Annotated in this window: 20 protein-coding genes; 9 read left to right on the forward strand and 11 right to left on the reverse strand. The window is 63.1% G+C overall.

The window, feature by feature from the left end:
* Nucleotides 1–24 precede the first annotated feature (24 nt).
* On the forward strand, nt 25–510 hold the full coding sequence (greB, locus tag WFR25_RS24485) for a transcription elongation factor GreB (RefSeq protein ID WP_336974485.1): 486 nt from the start codon (nt 25–27) through the stop codon (nt 508–510).
* 121 nt (nt 511–631) lie between these two features.
* Here the strand turns inward: greB and WFR25_RS24490 are convergent, their stop codons facing one another.
* From WFR25_RS24490 to aspS, 4 genes are all read right to left on the reverse strand, one after another.
* Nucleotides 632–817, reverse strand: coding sequence for a hypothetical protein (locus WFR25_RS24490; RefSeq protein WP_336974487.1), 186 nt, complete (start codon nt 815–817; stop codon nt 632–634).
* Nucleotides 818–939: 122 nt separating this feature from the next.
* Entirely contained in the window at nt 940–2,253 is a 1,314-nt protein-coding gene (locus tag WFR25_RS24495) for a methyl-accepting chemotaxis protein (RefSeq protein ID WP_336974489.1), read from the reverse strand.
* A 102-nt stretch (nt 2,254–2,355) separates the two neighbouring features.
* Entirely contained in the window at nt 2,356–3,141 is a 786-nt protein-coding gene (locus WFR25_RS24500; RefSeq protein WP_336974492.1) for a polyphosphate kinase 2 family protein, read from the reverse strand.
* A gap of 59 nt (nt 3,142–3,200) precedes the next feature.
* Nucleotides 3,201–4,985, reverse strand: coding sequence for an aspartate--tRNA ligase (gene aspS, locus WFR25_RS24505; protein WP_336974494.1), 1,785 nt, complete (start codon nt 4,983–4,985; stop codon nt 3,201–3,203).
* 125 nt (nt 4,986–5,110) lie between these two features.
* Between aspS and rnd the strand changes: the two genes are divergently transcribed.
* Complete coding sequence (gene rnd, locus WFR25_RS24510; protein ID WP_336974497.1) at nt 5,111–6,277, forward strand: ribonuclease D; 1,167 nt, start codon at nt 5,111–5,113, stop codon at nt 6,275–6,277.
* A gap of 12 nt (nt 6,278–6,289) precedes the next feature.
* Nucleotides 6,290–6,583, forward strand: a complete 294-nt coding sequence (locus WFR25_RS24515) for an I78 family peptidase inhibitor (protein WP_336975044.1) — start codon at nt 6,290–6,292, stop codon at nt 6,581–6,583.
* A gap of 122 nt (nt 6,584–6,705) precedes the next feature.
* Here the strand turns inward: WFR25_RS24515 and WFR25_RS24520 are convergent, their stop codons facing one another.
* Genes WFR25_RS24520 through WFR25_RS24535 form a run of 4 tightly spaced genes read right to left on the reverse strand, consistent with a single transcriptional unit; the run spans nt 6,706 to nt 12,316 of the window.
* Nucleotides 6,706–8,226, reverse strand: coding sequence for a Ppx/GppA family phosphatase (locus tag WFR25_RS24520; RefSeq protein WP_336974500.1), 1,521 nt, complete (start codon nt 8,224–8,226; stop codon nt 6,706–6,708).
* A 6-nt stretch (nt 8,227–8,232) separates the two neighbouring features.
* Nucleotides 8,233–10,371 (reverse strand): RNA degradosome polyphosphate kinase, encoded by a 2,139-nt coding sequence (locus WFR25_RS24525; protein ID WP_336974501.1) that lies wholly within the window; start codon nt 10,369–10,371, stop codon nt 8,233–8,235.
* Between the two features lie 29 nt (nt 10,372–10,400).
* Nucleotides 10,401–11,027 (reverse strand): P-loop NTPase family protein, encoded by a 627-nt coding sequence (locus WFR25_RS24530; RefSeq protein ID WP_336974503.1) that lies wholly within the window; start codon nt 11,025–11,027, stop codon nt 10,401–10,403.
* Nucleotides 11,024–12,316 (reverse strand): heavy-metal-associated domain-containing protein, encoded by a 1,293-nt coding sequence (locus WFR25_RS24535; RefSeq protein ID WP_336974505.1) that lies wholly within the window; start codon nt 12,314–12,316, stop codon nt 11,024–11,026. The genes WFR25_RS24530 and WFR25_RS24535 overlap by 4 nt, the downstream gene beginning before the upstream one ends.
* 199 nt (nt 12,317–12,515) lie before the next feature.
* On the opposite strand from WFR25_RS24535, the gene purM reads away from it, so the two are divergent.
* Together purM and purN are read left to right on the forward strand one after the other, a co-directional pair.
* Entirely contained in the window at nt 12,516–13,610 is a 1,095-nt protein-coding gene (gene purM, locus WFR25_RS24540) for a phosphoribosylformylglycinamidine cyclo-ligase (RefSeq protein ID WP_336974508.1), read from the forward strand.
* A gap of 111 nt (nt 13,611–13,721) precedes the next feature.
* The gene (gene purN, locus WFR25_RS24545; protein ID WP_336974510.1) at nt 13,722–14,675 is read left to right on the forward strand and encodes a phosphoribosylglycinamide formyltransferase; all 954 of its coding nucleotides are present in this window, start codon (nt 13,722–13,724) and stop codon (nt 14,673–14,675) included.
* Here the strand turns inward: purN and WFR25_RS24550 are convergent.
* Nucleotides 14,672–15,370: a hypothetical protein gene (locus WFR25_RS24550; RefSeq protein ID WP_336974513.1), complete on the reverse strand. Its 699-nt coding sequence runs from the start codon at nt 15,368–15,370 to the stop codon at nt 14,672–14,674. The two genes, purN and WFR25_RS24550, sit on opposite strands and share 4 nt — an antisense overlap.
* A gap of 207 nt (nt 15,371–15,577) precedes the next feature.
* Nucleotides 15,578–15,991: a PH domain-containing protein gene (locus WFR25_RS24555; RefSeq protein ID WP_336974515.1), complete on the reverse strand. Its 414-nt coding sequence runs from the start codon at nt 15,989–15,991 to the stop codon at nt 15,578–15,580.
* Nucleotides 15,992–16,085: 94 nt separating this feature from the next.
* Between WFR25_RS24555 and WFR25_RS24560 the strand changes: the two genes are divergently transcribed.
* On the forward strand, nt 16,086–16,313 hold the full coding sequence (locus WFR25_RS24560; protein ID WP_336974518.1) for an AbrB/MazE/SpoVT family DNA-binding domain-containing protein: 228 nt from the start codon (nt 16,086–16,088) through the stop codon (nt 16,311–16,313).
* Nucleotides 16,314–16,316: 3 nt separating this feature from the next.
* A complete protein-coding gene (locus WFR25_RS24565) occupies nt 16,317–16,706 on the forward strand; it encodes a type II toxin-antitoxin system death-on-curing family toxin (protein WP_336974522.1) in 390 nt (129 codons plus the stop codon).
* A gap of 8 nt (nt 16,707–16,714) precedes the next feature.
* Here WFR25_RS24565 and lepA read toward each other — a convergent pair whose 3' ends face one another.
* Nucleotides 16,715–18,523 (reverse strand): translation elongation factor 4, encoded by a 1,809-nt coding sequence (gene lepA, locus WFR25_RS24570; RefSeq protein ID WP_336974524.1) that lies wholly within the window; start codon nt 18,521–18,523, stop codon nt 16,715–16,717.
* Between the two features lie 156 nt (nt 18,524–18,679).
* Here lepA and WFR25_RS24575 point away from each other — a divergent pair, with 156 nt between their 5' ends.
* Complete coding sequence (locus WFR25_RS24575; protein ID WP_336974526.1) at nt 18,680–19,489, forward strand: CsgG/HfaB family protein; 810 nt, start codon at nt 18,680–18,682, stop codon at nt 19,487–19,489.
* A 313-nt stretch (nt 19,490–19,802) separates the two neighbouring features.
* Nucleotides 19,803–20,012 (forward strand): GIY-YIG nuclease family protein, encoded by a 210-nt coding sequence (locus WFR25_RS24580; protein WP_336974528.1) that lies wholly within the window; start codon nt 19,803–19,805, stop codon nt 20,010–20,012.
* Nucleotides 20,013–20,055: the final 43 nt, after the last annotated feature.

Here is a 20,055-nt window from a genome sequence, read left to right on the forward strand (position 1 = left end):
CTGGGGGAGCGGTTATGGGAGGCCATGACCGTCCCCTATCCCAACTACATCTCGCCTGAAGGCTTTGCGAAATTGCGGGCCGAATATGACCAGTTGCTGGGCGTCGAACGGCCCCGCATCGTCGAGATCGTCAGTTGGGCGGCGGGCAACGGCGACCGAAGCGAGAACGGCGACTATCTCTATGGCCGCAAGCGGATGCGCGAGATTGACGGGCAGTTGCGGCGGCTGTCGAAGAAGATGAAGGACGCCAAGGTCGTCGACCCGCGCCAGCAGCCCAACCAGAGCCGTGTCTATTTCGGCGCGACCGTCACCATCGCGGATGAGGATGACAACCACCGCACCGTCACCATCATGGGCAATGATGAGGCCGATGCCAGCGCCGGGCGGATCGGCTGGGGATCACCGATCGCCCGTGCGCTCCGGGGCGCGGCGATCGGTGATCTGCGCCGGGTCCAGCTTCCTGCGGGGGAAAAGGAATATGAGGTGATGGCGATCCGCTACCCCGGCTGAACCACCCGGACCATCACCTAAAGCATTTTCTAAGCAGATGGCATCATCTGCTGACTTACGAAAATGCGGAAAACAAAAGATAAATGGAGCATGATCCGATTCAGTCTGATCGGATCATGCTCTAGTCATGCGGCCTTAGCGAGCGGTTGAGGCTGTCGAGCACTTCGCCGATCGGTTCGGTCACGGTGACGCTGCGCCCTTCGCCAAAGCGGATGCGGGTGCCGTCGCGGACCGATGAGACGAAGGTGACTTGAGCGGCATTGACGGCGGTTTCAGTGCGGTCGGTGCCGACGAACATGACGAGCATGTATCCCTCTCCTTCTTGCTATGGATGGAGAGACTAGCCGCATTTACGGCGCGCGCCAGTAGGATAATGCGCTTCCCTTAACCTTCACGGCCTTAACCTTCACGGCCTCAGCCCTTGCGGCCTCAGCCTTCGCGAATTGCATTGATGAAGAGGCCGACGCGATCCTCCAGCTTGCGCGACCCGTCTGAGAGGGTGCGGGCCAGGTCGCCGATCGCCTGCGCGCCCGTCGCTGCCGTTCCGGCGTTGCCGCTGACCTCGCTGGCGCTGGCGCGGATATGCTCGCTGGCCTCACCCGCTTCGGCCACATGGTCGGCGATGGCGCGGGTAAAATGCCCCTGCTGCGCCACCGCGTCGAAGACGGCGGAGGAAAGCTGATCCACGATGCCAATGATGGCGTTCATATGGGCATAGCCATCGGACACATCGGTCACGGCGGTCCGCATATGGTCGATCCGGGTGCTGATGTCCGCCGCAGCCTCCCGTGTCTGGTCAGCAAGAGACCTGACCTGCTGGGCGACGATGGCAAAGCCATTGCCCGCTTCGCCCGCCCGCGCCGCCTCGATCGCGGCGTTGAGCGCGAGGGTGGAGGTGGTGCGAGCAATCGAGTCGATGAGGGTTGAGACCGCGCCGATCTCATCCGTCGCCAGTGCGAGCGCGCCCGCCTGCTGCGTGCCCGCATGGGCGTGAACGACCGCCTGTCCGGTCGCGCTGGAAGCTTGGCTCATCTGATCCTCGACCGATTGAAGCGTGGTAGCGAGCGCGGTGCCGCTGGCGGCCAGTTGCGCCATGCCGGTGGCGGTCTGCGATGCCGACACGGCCATGCCAGCGGCGTGATCGCGGTTGCTTTTCGCGCGGTCGGCCGCCTGCGCAGCGCTGGTGGCAAGGCTGCCCGCCATGCCGACAAGATCGGCGACCAGTGCACCCATGTCGTTGCGGAAGGTCGCGCTCTGCCGCGTCAACCGCTCGAACCGGGCGGCCTTGGCGCGGGCGATGCCGCTGTCGCGTTCTGCGGCGAGCCGTAACAGCGTCTGGCTGTCGATTACCCCAGCATAGCGGCCATGAGTAACAGCAATCAGCCCCTCACAGGCTCCGCCTTCGCGGGCATAAAGGTCGATTAACACTTCCACCGCGCTATCGGCCGAAACGGTGGCGCAGGGGCGGACATGGCCATCGAGCTGCCCACCGAAGCTGGGATTCTTGAGCAGCGCGTGGCCGAAAGGATTGAAGAGGATCGCCCGCGTGTCGCGCTCATAGATTGCGCCGACCGGGCAATCCGCCACATCGACCACCGGCAGCAGGCGCAGGCCCGCATCCTGCTGAAAGCGCTCGACCGCGTCGCTGAGCGGCTGACCAAGGCGCACCGGCGCGCGCGCGATCAGCAGCGCGGCGTTGCCCCCGGCGTCGACCGGGGCATCAGGTTTCAAAAGTGCGTTCATGCTTTGCGTCCCACGCCCGCCATCTATCGCGCAATGGTAAACAGGGCGTTAGGAATTTATGGCAGTTTTGTTACAATTCAGCCGCTTACGACGAGTATCCGGTCATTTCGCGGGCTTGTAACCAAAAGCCGCTTTCGCCAGTTTCACAATGGCGGGATCGGCATCGGGCATGTCCATCGGCACCAGCGCCTCCAGACGGTCCGCGACATAGGTGAGCGCAGCGATGCGCCCAGCCTTGCGGTTGTTATTGTCGATGACATGCCAGGGCGCGTGTTTGCTGTCCGTCTTTTTGAACATCGCGTGCATCGCGTCGAGATAGTCGGCGCGGCGGGCGCGGTTGCGATAATCATCGGGACCGGTCTTCCACCGTTTCCACGGGGTATCGAGCCGCTGGGCCAGTTGTTCGTCCTGCGTTTCCTGGGTGATGTGGATGAACAGCTTGACGAAGTTGGTGCCCGCGTCGGCCAGTTGCTTCTCAAAGGCATTGATCTCGTCATAACCGCGTTTCCAGTCGGCCTTCTTCGCGAAGCCCTCGACCCGTTCGACCAGCACCCGGCCATACCAACTGCGGTCGAACAAGGCGATATTCTGCCCGCCGGGCAGCCGCGTCCAGAAACGCCAGAGGAAATGATGATCGAGTTCTTCTTCAGTGGGCGCGGCGATGGGGTGGACCTGATAATAGCGCGGATCCCAATCGGCGGTCATCCGCTTGATGATGCCGCCCTTGCCCGCGGCGTCCCATCCTTCGAACAGGATGACGCTGCGGCGCTTGTGCAGGATATGCGCGACCTGAATCCGGGCGAGTCGCTGCTGGAGGGCCGCGAGGTCGGCGTCATAATCACCGGGATATTTCGCGCCCTTTTCATGGTCGCCAAGGTCGATCGTCATGGGCGCATTCTCCTTTCCGCCATGCTGGATCAAGTCCGGCATGACGGAAAGAGAAAAAGTCAGCCCTTGGGCGCAGGCTCCACGACACGGACATGGAGTTCGCGCAACTGCTTGAATTCGGCGGCGCTGGGTGCGCCCATCAGCAGGTCTTCGGCACGCTGGTTCATCGGGAACAGCGTGATTTCGCGCAGGTTCTGCACGCCGCACAGCAGCATGACGATCCGGTCAACGCCAGCAGCCATGCCGCCATGGGGCGGCGCGCCGTACTGGAAGGCGCGGTATAGGCCGCCGAAGCGATCCTCCACATCCTGCTGGGACAGGCCGACCAGTTCGAACGCCTTGACCATCAGTTCGGGCGACTGGTTACGGATCGAGCCGGAGGCAATCTCGAAACCGTTGCAGACCATGTCATATTGGTAGGCGTTGATGGTCAGGGGGTCCTGATTGTTCAGCGCGTCCAGACCACCCTGCGGCATCGAGAAGGGGTTATGCGCGAAGTCGACCGACTTGCTGTCCTCGTCATATTCGTAGAAGGGGAAGTCGACGATCCAGCACAGATCGAAGCGATCCTTGTCGATCAGGTCGAGCGTTTCGCCAACACGAGTGCGGGCGAGACCGGCGAGCTTGGCGGCCTGCGATTCCTTGCCCGCGGCGAAGAACACGCCGTCATTGGCGCCAAGGCCCAGCGCGGCAATCAGCCTGGCCGTCGCTTCCTCTCCATGATTTTTGGCGATTGGGCCGCCGGGGACGCCATCCTTGATGTTGATATAGCCAAGCCCCGAATAGCCTTCGCCGCGCGCCCAATTATTCATCTCGTCGAAGAATTTGCGGCTGCCTGCACCAGCGCCGGGCGCGGGGATGGCGCGGATGACGCTGCCGCTTTCGACCAGCGAGGCGAAGATGCCAAAGCCGCTCCCGTGGAAATGTTCGGTGACGTCGGTGATTTCGATCGGGTTGCGCAGGTCGGGCTTGTCGCTGCCATATTTGAGCAGAGCTTCGGCGTGCGGGATGCGGCGGAAGCTGCCCGCGGGCGTCACCGGCTTGCCGTCGGCGAACGCCTCGAACACCTGCGCGATCACCGGCTCCATCGTGTTCCAGACATCTTCCTGGGTGACGAAGCTCATTTCCAGATCAAGCTGGTAAAATTCGCCCGGCAGGCGGTCGGCGCGGGGGTCTTCGTCGCGGAAGCAGGGCGCGATCTGGAAATAACGGTCGAAGCCCGCGACCATCAGCAACTGCTTATATTGCTGCGGCGCCTGCGGCAGGGCGTAGAATTTTCCGGGGTGGATACGGCTGGGCACCAGGAAGTCGCGCGCGCCCTCCGGGCTGCTCGCGGTCAGGATCGGCGTGGAATATTCAGTGAAGCCTATGCCTTCCATGCGGCGGCGCATGTCGGAGATGATCTTCGTGCGCTTGACGATGTTGGCGTGCAGCGTTTCGCGGCGCAGGTCGAGGAAGCGATAGCGCAGGCGAATATCCTCAGGATATTCCTGCTCGCCCGCGACGGGCAGCGGCAGTTCGGCAGCGACCGACTGGACGGTCACGCTGTCGGCCACGACCTCGATTCCGCCGGTTTCCATCTTCGGGTTGGTCGCCTCGGGACCGCGCGCAACGACGGTGCCGTCGATCGTCACGACCGATTCGGCGCGCAGGCCATCAAGGATGCGCAGCGCTTCGCTATCAGCCTTGGCGACGATCTGGGTCAGGCCATAATGGTCGCGCAGGTCGACGAACAACACGCCCCCATGGTCGCGCTTGCGATGCACCCAGCCGGACAGGCGGACGGTCGCGCCGACATCAGCCTCACGAAGGGCAGCGCAATTGTGGGTGCGATAGGCATGCATGGCGTTCTATTCTTTCAGTTTCGTTTTACGGAAATGACAAACCCCTGACGGCAGGCTATGGGCATCAGGTCATTACGACCAGCCCGCCAGGGAGCGGGCCAGCCCATAATAAGATCGAAGACCATATGCAAATCCATCCGCTGATTACCGACAGCAAGACGCTTTCCGATTTCTGCGCCCGTATCGCAAAATCCCCCTATATCGCCGTCGACACCGAGTTCATGCGCGAGAACAGCTATTGGCCCGACCTGTGCCTGGTGCAGGTCGCCGACGCGCATGAAGCCGCCGCCATCGACCCGAAGGCGCCGGGGCTGGACATGACGCCGCTGCTGGAACTGATGACCAATAATGAGGATGTCCTCAAGGTCTTCCACGCGGGCGGGCAGGATCTCGAGATCATCTACAACCTGACCGGCAAGACGCCGCACCCGATGTTCGATACCCAGATCGCGGCGATGGCGCTCGGCCTTGGCGAGCAGATCGGTTACGGCAATCTGGTCGATGCGTGGATGGGCGTGACGCTGGACAAGGGGGCGCGCTTCACCGACTGGGGCCGGCGGCCACTGGATGCCCGGCAGATCGACTATGCGATCGGCGACGTCACCTACCTGATCCAGATTTTCCCCAAGATGCTGGAAGAACTGCGCAAGACCGGGCGCGGCGACTGGCTGGACCAAGAGATGGAGCGGATCAGCGATCCGTCCAACTATGTAACCTTGCCCGAAGACGCCTGGCAGCGCGTCCGCATCGCCAGCCGCAAGGCCGATGTGCTGGGCCGCCTGAAGGCGCTGGCCGCGTGGCGTGAGATCGAGGCGCAGGACAAGAACCTGCCGCGCGGGCGCATCGTCAAGGATGAGACGCTGGCCGACATCGCCAGCCATCCGCCCCGCGTTCAGGATGATCTGGGCAAGGTGCGCGGCCTGTCCGCGACGTGGAAAAGCAACGACATCGGCGCGCGCCTGATGGCGGCGCTGGCAAAGCACCAGCCACTGGATCGCGAGGAAATGCCCGAACGCGATCCCAAGCGGCCGGGCCTCGGCAAAGACGGCGCGCTGGTGGCGGACCTCCTCAAGCTGCTGCTCAAGATCCGGTCGCGCGACATCAACGTCGCTTCGCGCCTGATCGCGCGGACCGATGATATCGACGCACTGGCGGCGGGTGTCCGCGAGGGGCTGTCGATCCTGGAGGGCTGGCGCTATGAACAGTTCGGGCGCGATGCGGTCGATCTGGTCGAAGGGCGCATGGCCTTTGCGGTCAAGAACGGACGCCTGCGGATGACCCGCACCGAATAGGAGAAGATTATGATGCGGACGGCTTTGGTGGCGATGATGATGGCTCCGCTGGCGGCCTGTGCCACCACAAGCGGCGGCGAGGCTCCGGCGGCGAATGCCGAAGGGCCGTGCCGCAACGAACCCGTCGCCTCTTTCGTGGGGCAGAAGGCGAGCGCAGAGACGGGAGCTGCGATGCTGAAGGCGTCGGGCGCGAAGACCATGCGCTGGGGTGGCCCCGGCATGGCGATGACGATGGATTTCCGGCCAGAGCGGCTGACCGTCGCCTATGACGAAGCGATGGTGATTACGTCGGCGCGGTGCGGCTGACCTTAACGACGAGAAGCCGTCTAGAGCAATTTCCGATCCGATTGCATCGGCTCGGTTGCTCTGCTTTTTAATTTTACGCGTTTTCCGAGCCAGCAGATGATTCTATCTGCTTCGAAAACCCTCTAGCTTGCCTGGGTCATACGGTGCTTGACACCCATGGCCTGGGCCAACTGACGCAGGCGGCGTTCGACGGCTTCACCATAAAGATCGGTATCGCGGCCACGCAGGACCAGCGAGAGCGTGTCGCCATCAAGGTCCAGACGCCCGGCCTCCAGTGGTCCCTCCACGCCGCCAGAAAGGCGCTGACCCAAGCGGATCGCCAAGCCCCAAAGGTTCGCGCGCTCCAGTGCCTGGGGCGAGGCAAGCGTGTCGAGTGGCGCGGGCGCCGTGCTGCCGCCGCCGAAATTGCTGTGCAGCGCCTGCGCCAGCATCGCCCGTTCCTCGACCGTGATGCCGACCCAATTGCCGTGCAGCGCGATCTCCACGCCGCGCTCGGCCCGGAAGTCAGGATTGGCGCGCCAGCCGACATCGGCGAGCAGGCAGGCGGCGCGACGAATGCGACGCCAGCCACTGCCATCCTCAAGGAACAACGGCGCGATCCAGCGTTCGATCATGTCGCCATGGCCGGAGAAACGCGCCTGCGCCTCCCCTTCCGCCTCAACGGCGATCAACAGGGGGTCCGCCTTGCGGAGATCGGCGGGCAGCCCTTCGAACAACAACCCTTCGCGCAAGCCATAGGCGGAGACGATGAGCCGCTGGGATTTGAGCTGGCGGACCATGACCGAAAGTAAGGCTGCCGCATCCGGCAGGGTCGGGATGCGAGAGCCGGTCATCGCGGGAACACCCTTCAGCCGGGCGCGACCAACATGGCTGACGATGCGGGTCAATTGTTCGGCGCGGGCGGCGGGCATCTCATATTGGTGGAGGACCGGCAGCGGAAAGTCGTTGAGCTGCATGTCGAAGCGGGCCAGCGCGCGCCAGGAGCCACCGACAAGATAGAAGGGCAGGTTCGGCGCCGCCGCCCATCCGGTCTTGAGCAGCATCTTCTTGACGAGGCGCTCCATCGCTCCGCGCCCCTTGGCCCGGATTTCGGGCAGGCGTAGCACGCCCAGCGGCAGCGAGATGGTCTGGTGCACCGCGCCATCGCGAATGCGGGCCAGTTCCAGACTGCCGCCCCCCAGATCACCGACGATGCCGTTGGCGTCAGGAATGCCCGACAGCACGCCCATCGCCGCGCCGACCGCCTCCTGCGCGCCGCTCAACAGTTCGACGTCCAGCCCGATCTGCGCGGCGCGGGCGATGAAATCCGGGCCGTTGATCGCGTCGCGCACGGCGGCGGTCGCGACGCAACGCACATCCTGCACCGCCATTTCGCGGCACAGATGCGCGAAGCGGGCAAGGGCGCGCAAGCCCCGCTCCATGGCTTCGGTTTCGATCCGGCCGGTCTTGCCCAGCGATGCGCCCAGCCCCGCCATCACCTTTTCATTGAACAGGATGAACGGGATGCGGCGCGGCCCGTCATAGACGACCAGTCGCACGCTGTTGGAACCGATGTCGATGATGGCGCTGCGCGCAAAGGCAGGCTCGCTGGCCGGTGCCATGTTTTCAGCGAGCGCGCGGACGCGATGGAGCATTGATGGCATCGACCTTTAGCGCCTGTGCCGCAGGCTGAGTGTCGGCACGGCTACACTGTCGAGCGCGGCGCCACGGCCCGAAAGCGAGGGATTGGTCATGAAATAGCGATGGAGATTGAAAGGGCGATCGCCCGGTTCAAGACGCCGGTAATGGCCATCGCTTTCCAGCTCCCAGCTTTGTTCATTATCCATGAGGTTGGCGACCATCACCTGATCGAGAATCTGGTCATGCACCGTTTCATTTTCGACCGGCAGCAGGAATTCCACCCGGCGATCGAAATTGCGCGGCATCCAGTCGGCTGAGCTGATGAAGACCTTTGCGCCATTATTGGGCAGCGCCTTGCCATTGCCGAACACGGCGATGCGGCTGTGCTCCAGAAAGCGGCCGACGACCGACTTCACTCGGATATTCTCCGACATGCCGGGCACGCCGGGGCGCAGGCAGCAGATGCCCCGGATGATGAGGTCGATCTGAACCCCCGCATTGCTGGCGGCATAGAGTTTTTCGATGATCGCGGGATCGACCAGCGAGTTCATCTTCGCCCAGATATTGCCCTGCCGCCCGGCGCGGACATGGTCGATCTCCGCATCGATCTGCTGGCAGAGGCTATTGCGCAGGTCGCGGGGCGACATGATGAGCTTTTCCAGCGCCTGCGGTTCGACATAACCGGTGATGTAATTGAACAGCGCCGCAGCATCGCGGCTATAGCGCGGATCGGCGGTGAAGAAGCTGAGGTCGGTATAAATGCGCGCGGTGACAGGATGGTAATTGCCGGTGCCGAAGTGACAATAGCTGCGAAAATGTCCGCTCTCCCGCCGGATGACCATCGAAATCTTGGCATGGGTCTTCCAGTCGATGAAGCCATAGACGACCTGCACCCCTGCCCGTTCGAGTTGCGAGGCCCAGAGGAGATTCTGCTCCTCGTCGAACCGGGCCTTCAACTCCACCACGGCGGTAACGGACTTGCCCGCCTCTGCCGCGTCGATGAGCGCGCGGATGATGGCGGATTGCTTGCCCGCGCGGTAGAGCGTCTGCTTGATCGCCACCACGTCCGGGTCGCTCGCCGCCTGTTTCAGGAAGGCGATGACGACATCGAAACTTTCATAGGGATGGTGGACGACGATGTCCTTGGCCCGGATCGCAGCGAAGCAATCGCCGCCATATTCGCGAATTCGCTCTGGAAAACGCGGGACATAGGGTTCGAATTTGAGGTCGGGACGGTCCTCATCCACCAGGCCGGACAGGTCGCCGATGCCGACGAACCCCTCCACCTCCTCGACGATCGCGTCATGGCCCTGGAGCATGTCCTGAAGCATGTCCTCGACCGGTTCGGGGATGCGTTCCTCAATCTCCATGCGGATCACGCGGCCACGGCGGCGGCGCTTGATGGCGCTGCGGAAATAGCGAACCAGGTCTTCGGCCTCTTCCTCAATCTCGATGTCGCTGTCGCGGATGATGCGGAAGACGCCGCTGTTGCGGACGCGATAGCCGGGGAAAAGATCGCCGGAGAAGCGGCGGATCACCGCCTCCAGCGCCATGTACCGTGCGGGGTCGCCGGGTATCCGCACAAAGCGGGCCAGCGAGGACGGGATCATCACCAGTTCGCGGATCGGCTGCTTGTCCGACAAGCGCTCCAGATCGAAGATGATCGACAGCCCGCCATTGGGAATGAAGGGAAAGGGATGCGCGGGGTCGAGCGCCTGCGGGGTCAGGATCGGGAAGACCTGATTGAGGAAATGGTCGCGCAGCCAGGCTTCGCTTGTCGCATCCATCCCGTTGGATGGCCCGATCACTTCGATCCCGACATCGCCCAGTTCGGCATGGAGCAGACCCCACACCTTCTGCTGCGCCTGCATGAGCCGCGTGGTCCGTTCGGTAATGGCGGCGAGTTGCTGGGCGGGGGTGAGGCCGTCGGCGGAGCGCAGGTCGACATCCTCCAACTGCTGCCCCTTCAACCCTGCCACCCGGACGCTGAAAAATTCGTCCAGATTGGCGCCGGAGATCGACAGGAAGCGCAGCCGCTCCAGCAGCGGATGGGCGCGGTTCATCGCCTCCTCCAGCACGCGCTGATTGAACGCGAGCCATGACAGTTCGCGATTGAAATAGCGGTCGACCGGAAGGGTCAAGCTGGCGGCGGGATCAGCTTCGGCCAAGACATGTCCTCGCGGGGTTGAAAATGGGGTCAGTTATTGGGTTCAGGCGGCAGTATAGGCAGGATGCCCGCATTTTGCAGGGCTTCTTTCGCCATTGCGACGGAAATCTTGCGACCAGATGACAGGGCAGCCTCATTCAGCAGGCGCGTGACGGCGGCGATGGCGCCATAAGTACGCTCGATCCGGCGCAGCAGCCAGTCGGGCAGTTCCGCCACAAAGGGCGCGCCAGCGCGCGACAATTGCCGCTCGACAAGGGCGTGGGCCAGTACCTCGTCCGGTTCAGCGATAGCGACATGGGGCACGGCGGCAAGACGCGAACGCAGGTCGGGCAGCGCGATGGTCCAGAGCGTCGGCGCGCTCTGGCCGATCAGCAGGAGCGGCACCCGGTCGGTCTGCGCCCGGTTCCAGGCGTGGAACAGGTGGTGCTCGTCCGTTCCTTCCGCATCGTCGATCAGTTCGCCACCGCTCATTTGCGCGAAATGGCGGCCCAGTGTCGAACGCCCGGACAATGGTGGACCGGTCAGGACAGTGATCATCACCGGCCAGTCGCGCCAGCTATCAAGATGACGCACGGCCAGCGCGTTGGCCTCGCTGGCCAGGAAGTCTCCGTCCCCCTGCCCCCCCGACCAATCGAACGGCAGGCTGATCTGCCTCATGGTTGGGGCGGGGTGGCCGGTGCAGGCCCAGCGCGGCGAGCGATCCGCAGCGTTGAGCCGGACGCGGTGACGGTATAGCCGCGCGCCTGAAGGCCGGTGCGGAGCGTGTCGAGCGTGCCTTCGAAACTGACCTGCATGACCGACATCCCGCCCAGAGCGAGGCTGCTGGTCGCGGCGGAGCGGACGCCGGGGATCGAGCGGACCAGCGATTCGCCCTGACCGACCGACGCGACATCGGGCGTTTCGAACTGGACCGTAAAGCTGGAGGTGCCGGTCGTCGCCGCACCGGGGGCGTCGAACGATTCGACGGGCAGATCGGCGGCATTTTCGATTCTCAGTGCCTCGGGGTCGATCGGCTCCTCGATGATGAGCGAAGGATCGGGGCGCAGACGGCCATCGACCAGTGCCCCAACGTAAAGCAGGTCGATGCGCCGGATCGCCTCATCCATCATCGCGGGAATCGCCCCATCATTGGCGGCGCGCAGGGAGAAGCTGCCGATCAACTGATTGTCGGGACCATAGCGCGCGGTGAAGCTGCCCACGACGGGACCGCCGGGCCATTGCCGGTCCAGCCGGGCGATCGGGAAAATGACATCGGCCGCGCCATATTGGTCGAGCAGCACGCGCCACCACAGACGCCCGCGCCGCCCGGTTTGCCCGGCGTTGAGGAGCATGGGATCAGCGACAGACCCGGCGGTACGGACATAATCGATGGCGCTTTCACCCGTGCGAAAACGCGACCAGCCGCGCTGCCACTCGTTGATCCGTTCGAAGGTGACGGCCGAGCCGCCGTCCCAAAGCACGGGGATCACCAGCAACGGCGGCGAGCGTAGCGTCTGGCCGCTGATCCCCAGAAGCTGGCCGGTGCGAGCACGATCGAAAAGGACGCCCAGGGTCGCGACATAGCGGGTCGGCCCGGACTGTTCATATTGAATCTCGATACCCGACACCATCGCGCCCAACTGCGAATCGGAGAGCGCGGGCGCACCGGCGTTGCCATGGGTGCGCGTCCAGAGCATCCGCCACGCCTGCCGCTGGGCCAGTCGCCAGCCCGCATGGCGCGCGCTGTCGGCATCCTTGGCATAGACGTCGACCTTCACGCCGTTCACTTCGAAGTCACCGCCACTGGCGATGGGCGGCACACCGCGCTCGCCCTCCATCTGCGCGAACAGAGCCGCCGCCGCGAGGCCGATGAGAATCGCCAGCGCAATCTGCAAAGGCCGTGAGGCCAGACGAACAACGAGAGGGCGCACGCCCGACAGGCGCGAAATGGGGGCGGTGAGGGTCACGGGCGTCCTTTTGGCGGGATTTGCCCGTCCTGCCAAGCGGCAACCTGCCGACTGGAGCATCGTGCGGGAAAGTGGTGCCGGTTTTTCGCTGAAAAAAGCGACGCGCGCACCCAAAACGCGCGCAAACAATCGAACGCCGCTGGCTCTGACGCCAATTGGTCGTTCCGTTTTCGCGTCACTTGTTCTAGGCGCGGAAACCATGAGCGACACCGAATCTTATAGCTACGCCAAGGCTGGCGTCGATATCGCCGCCGGCAATGCGCTGGTCCGTGCCATTGCGCCACTGGCCAAGGCCACCCGACGCCCCGGCGCCGACGCCGAACTGGGCGGCTTTGGCGGCTTTTTCGACCTGAAGGCCGCTGGCTATGACGACCCGTTGCTGGTCGCGGCCAATGATGGCGTGGGCACGAAGCTGAAACTGGCGATCGACCATGACCGTCATGATGGCGTGGGCATCGACTTGGTGGCGATGTGCGCCAACGACCTGATCGTGCAGGGCGCAGAGCCGCTCTTCTTCCTCGACTATTATGCCACGGGCAAGCTGGACAGCGGTGTTGCCGAGCGGGTTATCGCCGGAATCGCGGAAGGCTGCCGTCAGGCGGGCTGCGCGCTGATAGGCGGCGAGACGGCGGAAATGCCGGGCATGTACGCGGCGGGCGACTATGACCTGGCCGGTTTCTGCGTTGGTGCGGTGGAGCGGTCGCGGGCGCTCACCGGAATACGCGTGAGCGCAGGCGACCTGTTGCTGGGCCTTGCCTCTTCGGGGGTACATAGCAACGGTTTCTCGCTGGTACGGCGTCTGGCCGACGACAAGGGCTGGAAGCTGGACCGCCCGGCGCTGTTCGACAATGAAGTGCTGCTGATCGACGCGCTAATGGCGCCGACGCGCATCTATGTGCGCTCGCTGCTGCCGTTCGTGCGCGCGGGCAAGATCAACGCGCTGGCGCATATTACCGGCGGCGGCCTGCTGGAAAACATCCCCCGCGTCCTGCCCGACGGGTGCCATGCGGTGGTCGATGCCAATGCCTGGGAGCAGCCACGCCTGATGGCGTTCCTGCAAGCGCAGGGCCATATCGAGCCGGAGGAAATGGCGCGCACCTTCAACTGCGGCGTCGGCATGGTGCTGGCGGTCAACGAGGCGGAGGTTGAGGCGGTGACGCAAGGCCTGACCGCGGCAGGCGAAACCGTCTATCGCATCGGCCAGATCGAAGCGGGGGACAAGGGCTGCACCGTCCGCGGAACGGTTGAGACATGGAGCGCCCAGGCCGACTGGACCGCGACGCATCTGGGCTGAAACATCCAATCCCCCTTCCGCTTGCGGGAGGGGTTAGGGGAGGGCATGTCGAGCGGACGCCTAAGGAACAGGCCCTCCCCCGACCCCTCCCGCAAGCGGAAGGGAGTTCTAATGTCGAAGGCTAAAGTCGCCGTCCTGATCTCCGGCCGTGGGTCCAACATGGCGGCGCTGCTCTATGCGGCGAAGGCTGGGACATGCCCCTATGAAATCGTGCTGGTCGCGGCCAACGACCCGGATGCAGCCGGGCTGACGCTGGCCGCCGCCGAAGGGATCGCGACCTTCGGGCAAAGCCACAAAGGCATCAAGCGCGCCGAGTTCGATGCCATCATCGACGCGCAGCTTCGCAAAGCGGGCGCGCAGTTCGTGGCGCTGGCGGGCTATATGCGGCTGCTCTCGCCCGAATTTGTAGGCAAATGGGCGGGGCGGATGCTGAACATCCATCCCAGCCTGTTGCCCAAATATAAGGGCCTGGACACGCATCAACGCGCGATGGATGCGGGCGACAGCCATGCGGGCTGTTCTGTCCATGTGGTAACAGCGGAGCTGGACGACGGCCCCGTACTGGGCCAGACGCCGGTTGCGATATTGCCGGGCGACACAATCGACACGCTGGCGGCCCGCATCCTGATTGCCGAGCATCAGCTTTATTCACGCACGCTGGCCGATTTCGTGATGCGTGAGCGGACGCCCGACTATCTGTTGGATCGGGTGCGCGCGCTGGCGCTGGCGCTGCCGCAGGTGGACGAGGTGACGTCGCATGGAATGCCCTGTTTCGGGATCGAGAAGGGCAAGAAATTCGCCTATTTCACGCAGGATCATCATGGCGACGGCGTCCTTGCTATCATCGTCAAGACCAGCGCCCCCGAAGAACAGGCGATGCTGATCGAGAATGATCCCGACCTTTTTTACCGCCCTGCTTATTTCGGAACAGCCGGCTGGGTCGGGATCAGGCTGGATGGCGACGAGGTCGACTGGGATCATATCGCCGAACGGCTTGCGCGTAGCTGGCGCACGGTGGCGCCCAGAAAGCTGACCGGGCTGATGGATGCAGCGGACGCGTTTTAGACTTCAAGCCCGATCAGATTGCCACTGCTGATGCGATCGACGTAGCGTTTACCATCGATTTCCAGCCAGTCGGGCGTCACCTCTACCCGGCGGCCTTTTATGGTTGTCCGTAGATGTTCGACCGCGATGCGACTGCGAGAAACGATCCGCAGGACCGCAAGGCCGTCTCCACGTGCGGCCATGATCGAATAGCGATCGCCGCGCAGCAGGAAATGCCAACTGCCATTGGTGGGCAGCCATTCATTGCCATCGACAATCTGTTCGGGCGTTCCGTCTCGCCCGCCCAGTCGCACGCTGATGCGCGTAGCGCCGTTACCACGGCGCGGTGGCGCGAAAATCAGCAGCGGCTCACCCTCGACCGTTACCGGGATGGGCGTGTCGCGCAACAGGCGTGCGCCACCAACGATCAACTGCGGCAGTTCGTTGGAGAAAGGCAGGCGGTCGCGCGCAAAGTGGCGCTGGCGCACGACGGGATTGGCGTGGAAGCTACACACCTGTGCGGGCGTCAACCGCCCCTCCTCCACCAGCCCATGGCAGGTCGGGCAAAGCAATGTACCGATCGGCTCGTCCGCGTGTTTATCGGTCGGCAGCGCGAGATAGCGATAGATTGTGACGCCGCATCGGACGCAGGCAAATCCGCAAATACGGCGGATATCCTCCCGCTGTTCCGCCGTCAGCTCCGGTAGTGATGGCATGACCCGCAAGCCCATCGCATATGACCCCTTTTCCCACCGCTCCGCGAGATGCGGGCGGCGTGCGTTTCAGGTGTCCTTCCTGCGTGTGGCGGATCGCGTGCCCACCCTGTCGATTACGCTATCGTTGAAATAAATGCGGATATGTCAAGGCTTAGAGGGATTTCCAGTCAGATGGACGCATCTGACGATTAAGAAATCGCGGCACCTTTAAGACTTCGAATCTGCCGGACGGGGCGGCAGGACCGTCACCGAACGGGCGGCGGCAAGGTCGCGGATACGGCCGGGATGCGGCATCGCACGGATCGCGATTTCGGCATAATCGCCCGCGCTGAACAGTTCGACATCGCCCACGTCAAACAACCGCTGGCCAAAGCTCTGGGTGATGCGGACGCTGCGAATGCTGGACAGTGCAATCTGGGTGCGTTGCTTGGAAAGGAGGCCGCGTTCCAACAATATCTCCTGCTCCGAAAGGGCAAGGCGCGCGCCCTTGTGCCGGACCCACCAGATGCCCAGCACAGGCCAGCCGATGACGGAGACAAGCAGCAGGCTGAACCAGACGGGATGCGCCCGGAACATCGCCGGGTTCGCGTCATAGAGCCATCCCTGTTCGCGCATCGTCATCCCCTTGTCTTTGAGGATGTGCTTGTTCCCCGGTTGTGGGGTGGACGTCAAGCGGCGGCTTGTCGATGACATCTGAGCATGTTATAACTTATGTATGAACACGCCGCTCAAAATCACCAAGATAGGCAATTCTGCCGGAGTCATCCTGCCCAAGGAAGTGCTGGCGCATCTCAACGTCGGGATCGGCGAAACCTTGTCCGTGGTGACGACGCCGCGTGGCATAGAGTTGAGTGCGGTTGAACCCGATTTCGACGCACAGATGGCGGCAGCCCGCGCGGTTATGCAGCGACGCAAGCGGGCGCTGCGCGAACTCGCGAAATAAGCCATGGCACAGGATTGGATATGGGTCACTGTAGAGGTGGCCATGGCGGCGCATGGCGAGCAGATTGCCGAGCATGGCGGGGGCGAAGGCGTGCGCGATGCGGGCCTGCTGGACAGCGCGATGGCGCGACCTATCAACCTTGCCGCCTATGAAGAGGCGGATGCGGCGGCGCTGGCGACGGCCTATGCCTATGGCATTGCCCGCAACCATCCCTTTGTCGATGGCAACAAGCGGACAGCGGCGGTGGTCAGCGAAACCTTTCTCGCCCTCAACGGATTCACGCTGACGGCGACCGATGCCGAACTGGTGGTGGCGTTCCTCGCCCTCGCCGCCGGAGACCTGTCCGAGGAAGAAACCGCCGCCTGGTTTCGGGACCATCTAGCGGCGGAATAGAACGACGCCTAGTTTTCGTCGCCCATGCGAAGCGCGGCGATGAAGGCTTCCTGCGGGATCGACACCGATCCATATTCGCGCATCCGCTTCTTGCCCTCTTTCTGCTTGTCCAGCAGCTTCTTCTTGCGGCTGATATCGCCGCCATAGCATTTGGCGGTGACGTCCTTGCGCATCGCCGCGATCGTCTCACGCGCGATGACCTTGCCGCCGATCGCCGCCTGAATCGGGATCTTGAACAGGTGTCGGGGGATCAGATCCTTCAGCCGTTCGCACATGCCGCGACCGCGCGATTCGGCGGTGCCGCGATGGACGATCATGCTGAGCGCATCGACCGGCTCGCTGTTGACCATGATGCTCATCTTCACAAGGTCCCCCTCGCGATAGCCGATCTGGTGATAGTCGAAGCTGGCATAGCCGCGGCTTATGCTCTTGAGGCGATCGTAAAAGTCGAACACCACTTCGTTGAGCGGCAGTTCATAGGTCACCTGCGCGCGGCCCGCCACATAGGTCAGGTTCTTCTGGATGCCGCGACGGTCCTGACACAGTTTCAGGATGCTGCCCAGATATTCGTCCGGGCAATAGATGACAGCCTCGATCCATGGTTCCTCGATGTCCGCGATCTTGGTGGGGTCGGGCATGTCGGCGGGATTGTGCAACTCGATCTCGCCATTCCCGTGGGTAAGCTGGATCTTGTACACCACCGACGGCGCGGTGGTGATGAGGTCGAGATCATATTCGCGGGTCAACCGCTCCTGAATGATCTCCAGATGGAGGAGACCAAGGAACCCGCAACGGAAACCGAAGCCGAGCGCGGCGCTGCTCTCCATCTCGAAAGAGAAGCTGGCGTCGTTGAGGCGCAGCTTGCTGATCGAATCGCGCAGCTTGTCGAAATCGGCCGCATCCACCGGGAACAGGCCGCAGAAAACCACCGGCTGCACTTCCTTGAAGCCCGGCAAGGGCGTCTTGGCCGGGTTCTTGACCGTGGTGATGGTGTCGCCGACGCGGGTCTGGCTGATGTCCTTGATCTGCGCGGTGATGAAGCCGATCTCGCCGGGGCCAAGCTCCGTCAGTGTCTCGATCTTAGGGCGCATACAACCCACGCGGTCGATCAAATGCTCCGTGCCGCCGATCATGAACTTGATATTCTGGCCCTTGGTGATGACGCCGTTCATCACGCGGACCAAAATGACGACGCCCAGATAGGGATCGTACCAGCTATCGACCAGCATCGCTTCCAGTGGGGCATTGCGATCGCCCTTGGGCGCGGGGATTTTCTGGACGATGGCTTCGAGCACTTCGTCGATGCCGATGCCGGACTTGGCCGACGCCATGACCGCTTCGGACGCGTCGAGGCCGATGACGTCCTCAATCTCCTTGCGCACCTTTTCCGGTTCGGCGGCGGGCAGGTCGATCTTGTTGATGACGGGCACGATCTCATGGTCATGCTCGATCGACTGGTAGACGTTGGCGAGCGTCTGCGCCTCCACCCCCTGCGCGGCGTCCACCACCAGCAGCGCGCCTTCGCACGCGGCAAGGCTGCGACTCACTTCATAGGCGAAGTCGACATGGCCGGGCGTGTCCATGAGGTTCAGTTCGTAGAGCAACCCGTCCCTGGCCGTGTAGTCGAGGCGCACGGTCTGCGCCTTGATGGTGATGCCGCGCTCCTTCTCGATATCCATATTATCGAGCACCTGCGCCGACATCTCGCGGTCCGTCAGGCCCCCGGTGCGCTGGATCAGGCGATCGGCCAGCGTCGATTTGCCATGGTCGATATGGGCGATGATGGAAAAATTGCGGATGCGCGAAAGATCAGTCATAGCGCGCGCCGATAGCAGGCCTTTGGCCTACTGTCAGCAGCGCTCTCAAACGGCGAAACTATAGGCAGGGCAGATGCCCTGTGCTAAGAATTTGCTAACGGGATCGTGCGCAAAGCAGATAGCAGTTCATCTAACCGCGTACAGGGGATTTGGGGCATGTTCAGATTGGTTTCCTTGGCTGTGGCGACGGCACTCGTCACCACATCGACGATGGCCGTGGCGCAGACGTCGACGAGTTCATCGGGCAAGACATATAAGGACGGGACGACCAAGGGCGCTTCGTCCGGCCGCCGTGACCAGGAACGCAATGTGCAGGAAATCCCGCGTTGCACCCGCCTGATCGGCACCGTCGCCATCGTCGAGCCGGACAATCAGTGGTGGCGCGAATTGAGCCTGGGCAGCCCCGAAGCGATCCTGAAGGTCTTCATCCAGCAGTCCGGCTGTTTCCGCATCGTCAATCGCGGTCGCTCCATGCAGAGCCGCGCGATGGAGCGCGCCATGGCCGATTCGGGTGAATTGCAGCGTGGGTCCAATCTGGGCAAGGGTCAGGTCAAGGCCGCAGACTATTATCTGGAGCCGGACATCGTTTCGTCCAACCGCAATTCGGGTGGCGGCGGCATCGGCGGTGCGCTGGGCGGCCTGATGGGCGGTTTTGGCGGCGCGGTTCTGGGCGGCCTGAACATCAAGAAGAAGGAAGCAAACGTCACGCTGTCGATCGTGAACGCCCGCACGACCGAGGAAGAAGCGCTGACCGAAGGCTATGCGCGCAAAACCGACATCGGCTTTGGCGGCGGCGCTGGCGGCGGCTGGTGGGGCGGCTTTGCGGCGGCCGGCGGCAGCGGCTACCAGAATACTGAAATCGGGCAGGTCATCGTGCTGGCCTATCTGGATGCTTACACCAAGCTGGTGACGCAGCTGGGCGGGTTGCCGACGAGTGCGGCGGCAGCGGCCCCGGTCGCGCGCTGACATCAGCCATAAGCGTATAGAAAAGGCCGCCTCCTTCGGGACGCGGCCTTTTTCTGACAATTGTATAGCTTGCAAACCCGCTTCCTTGCGTCGACAAGGGGATGGCGGACGTTCTGCTTGTTGAGCATGATTGTGCGAAATCAGCCATTAGCCCCGGCGTCATGCCAGCGCAGGCTGGCATCTCAGGCGGAGGCGCGCAACAGTAGAGCATGGCGCGAGGCGGCTACACCTACATAAATGACCAACATCGAGCAACACCGGAACGGCACCGGTTCGGCCTTCTGCAAAAAAATAGGGCCTGACATGCCTGGTTATGGTGGAACCACATGATGACATCACACTCGCCATTGCCCGCGAAAAGGCGCTCAAGGCCTGGCAGCGCGAATGGACACTCCGGCTCATCGAGGAGAGTAATCACGACTGGCGTGATATTTCCGACCTCATCTTCTCACCGCCTGAGACCCCAGCCTTCGCTGGGGTGACAACAGAGAGGCGCTATCCGTTTTTAGATAAAGCAGCGTGAACCCTAAACGGCAGCTAGTGGTCGTGGATGGACCGCCGCAATG

Origin of the sequence: Sphingobium aromaticiconvertens, from assembly GCF_037154075.1 — a bacterium.
GTDB classification, from domain to species: Bacteria; Pseudomonadota; Alphaproteobacteria; order Sphingomonadales; family Sphingomonadaceae; genus Sphingobium; species Sphingobium aromaticiconvertens.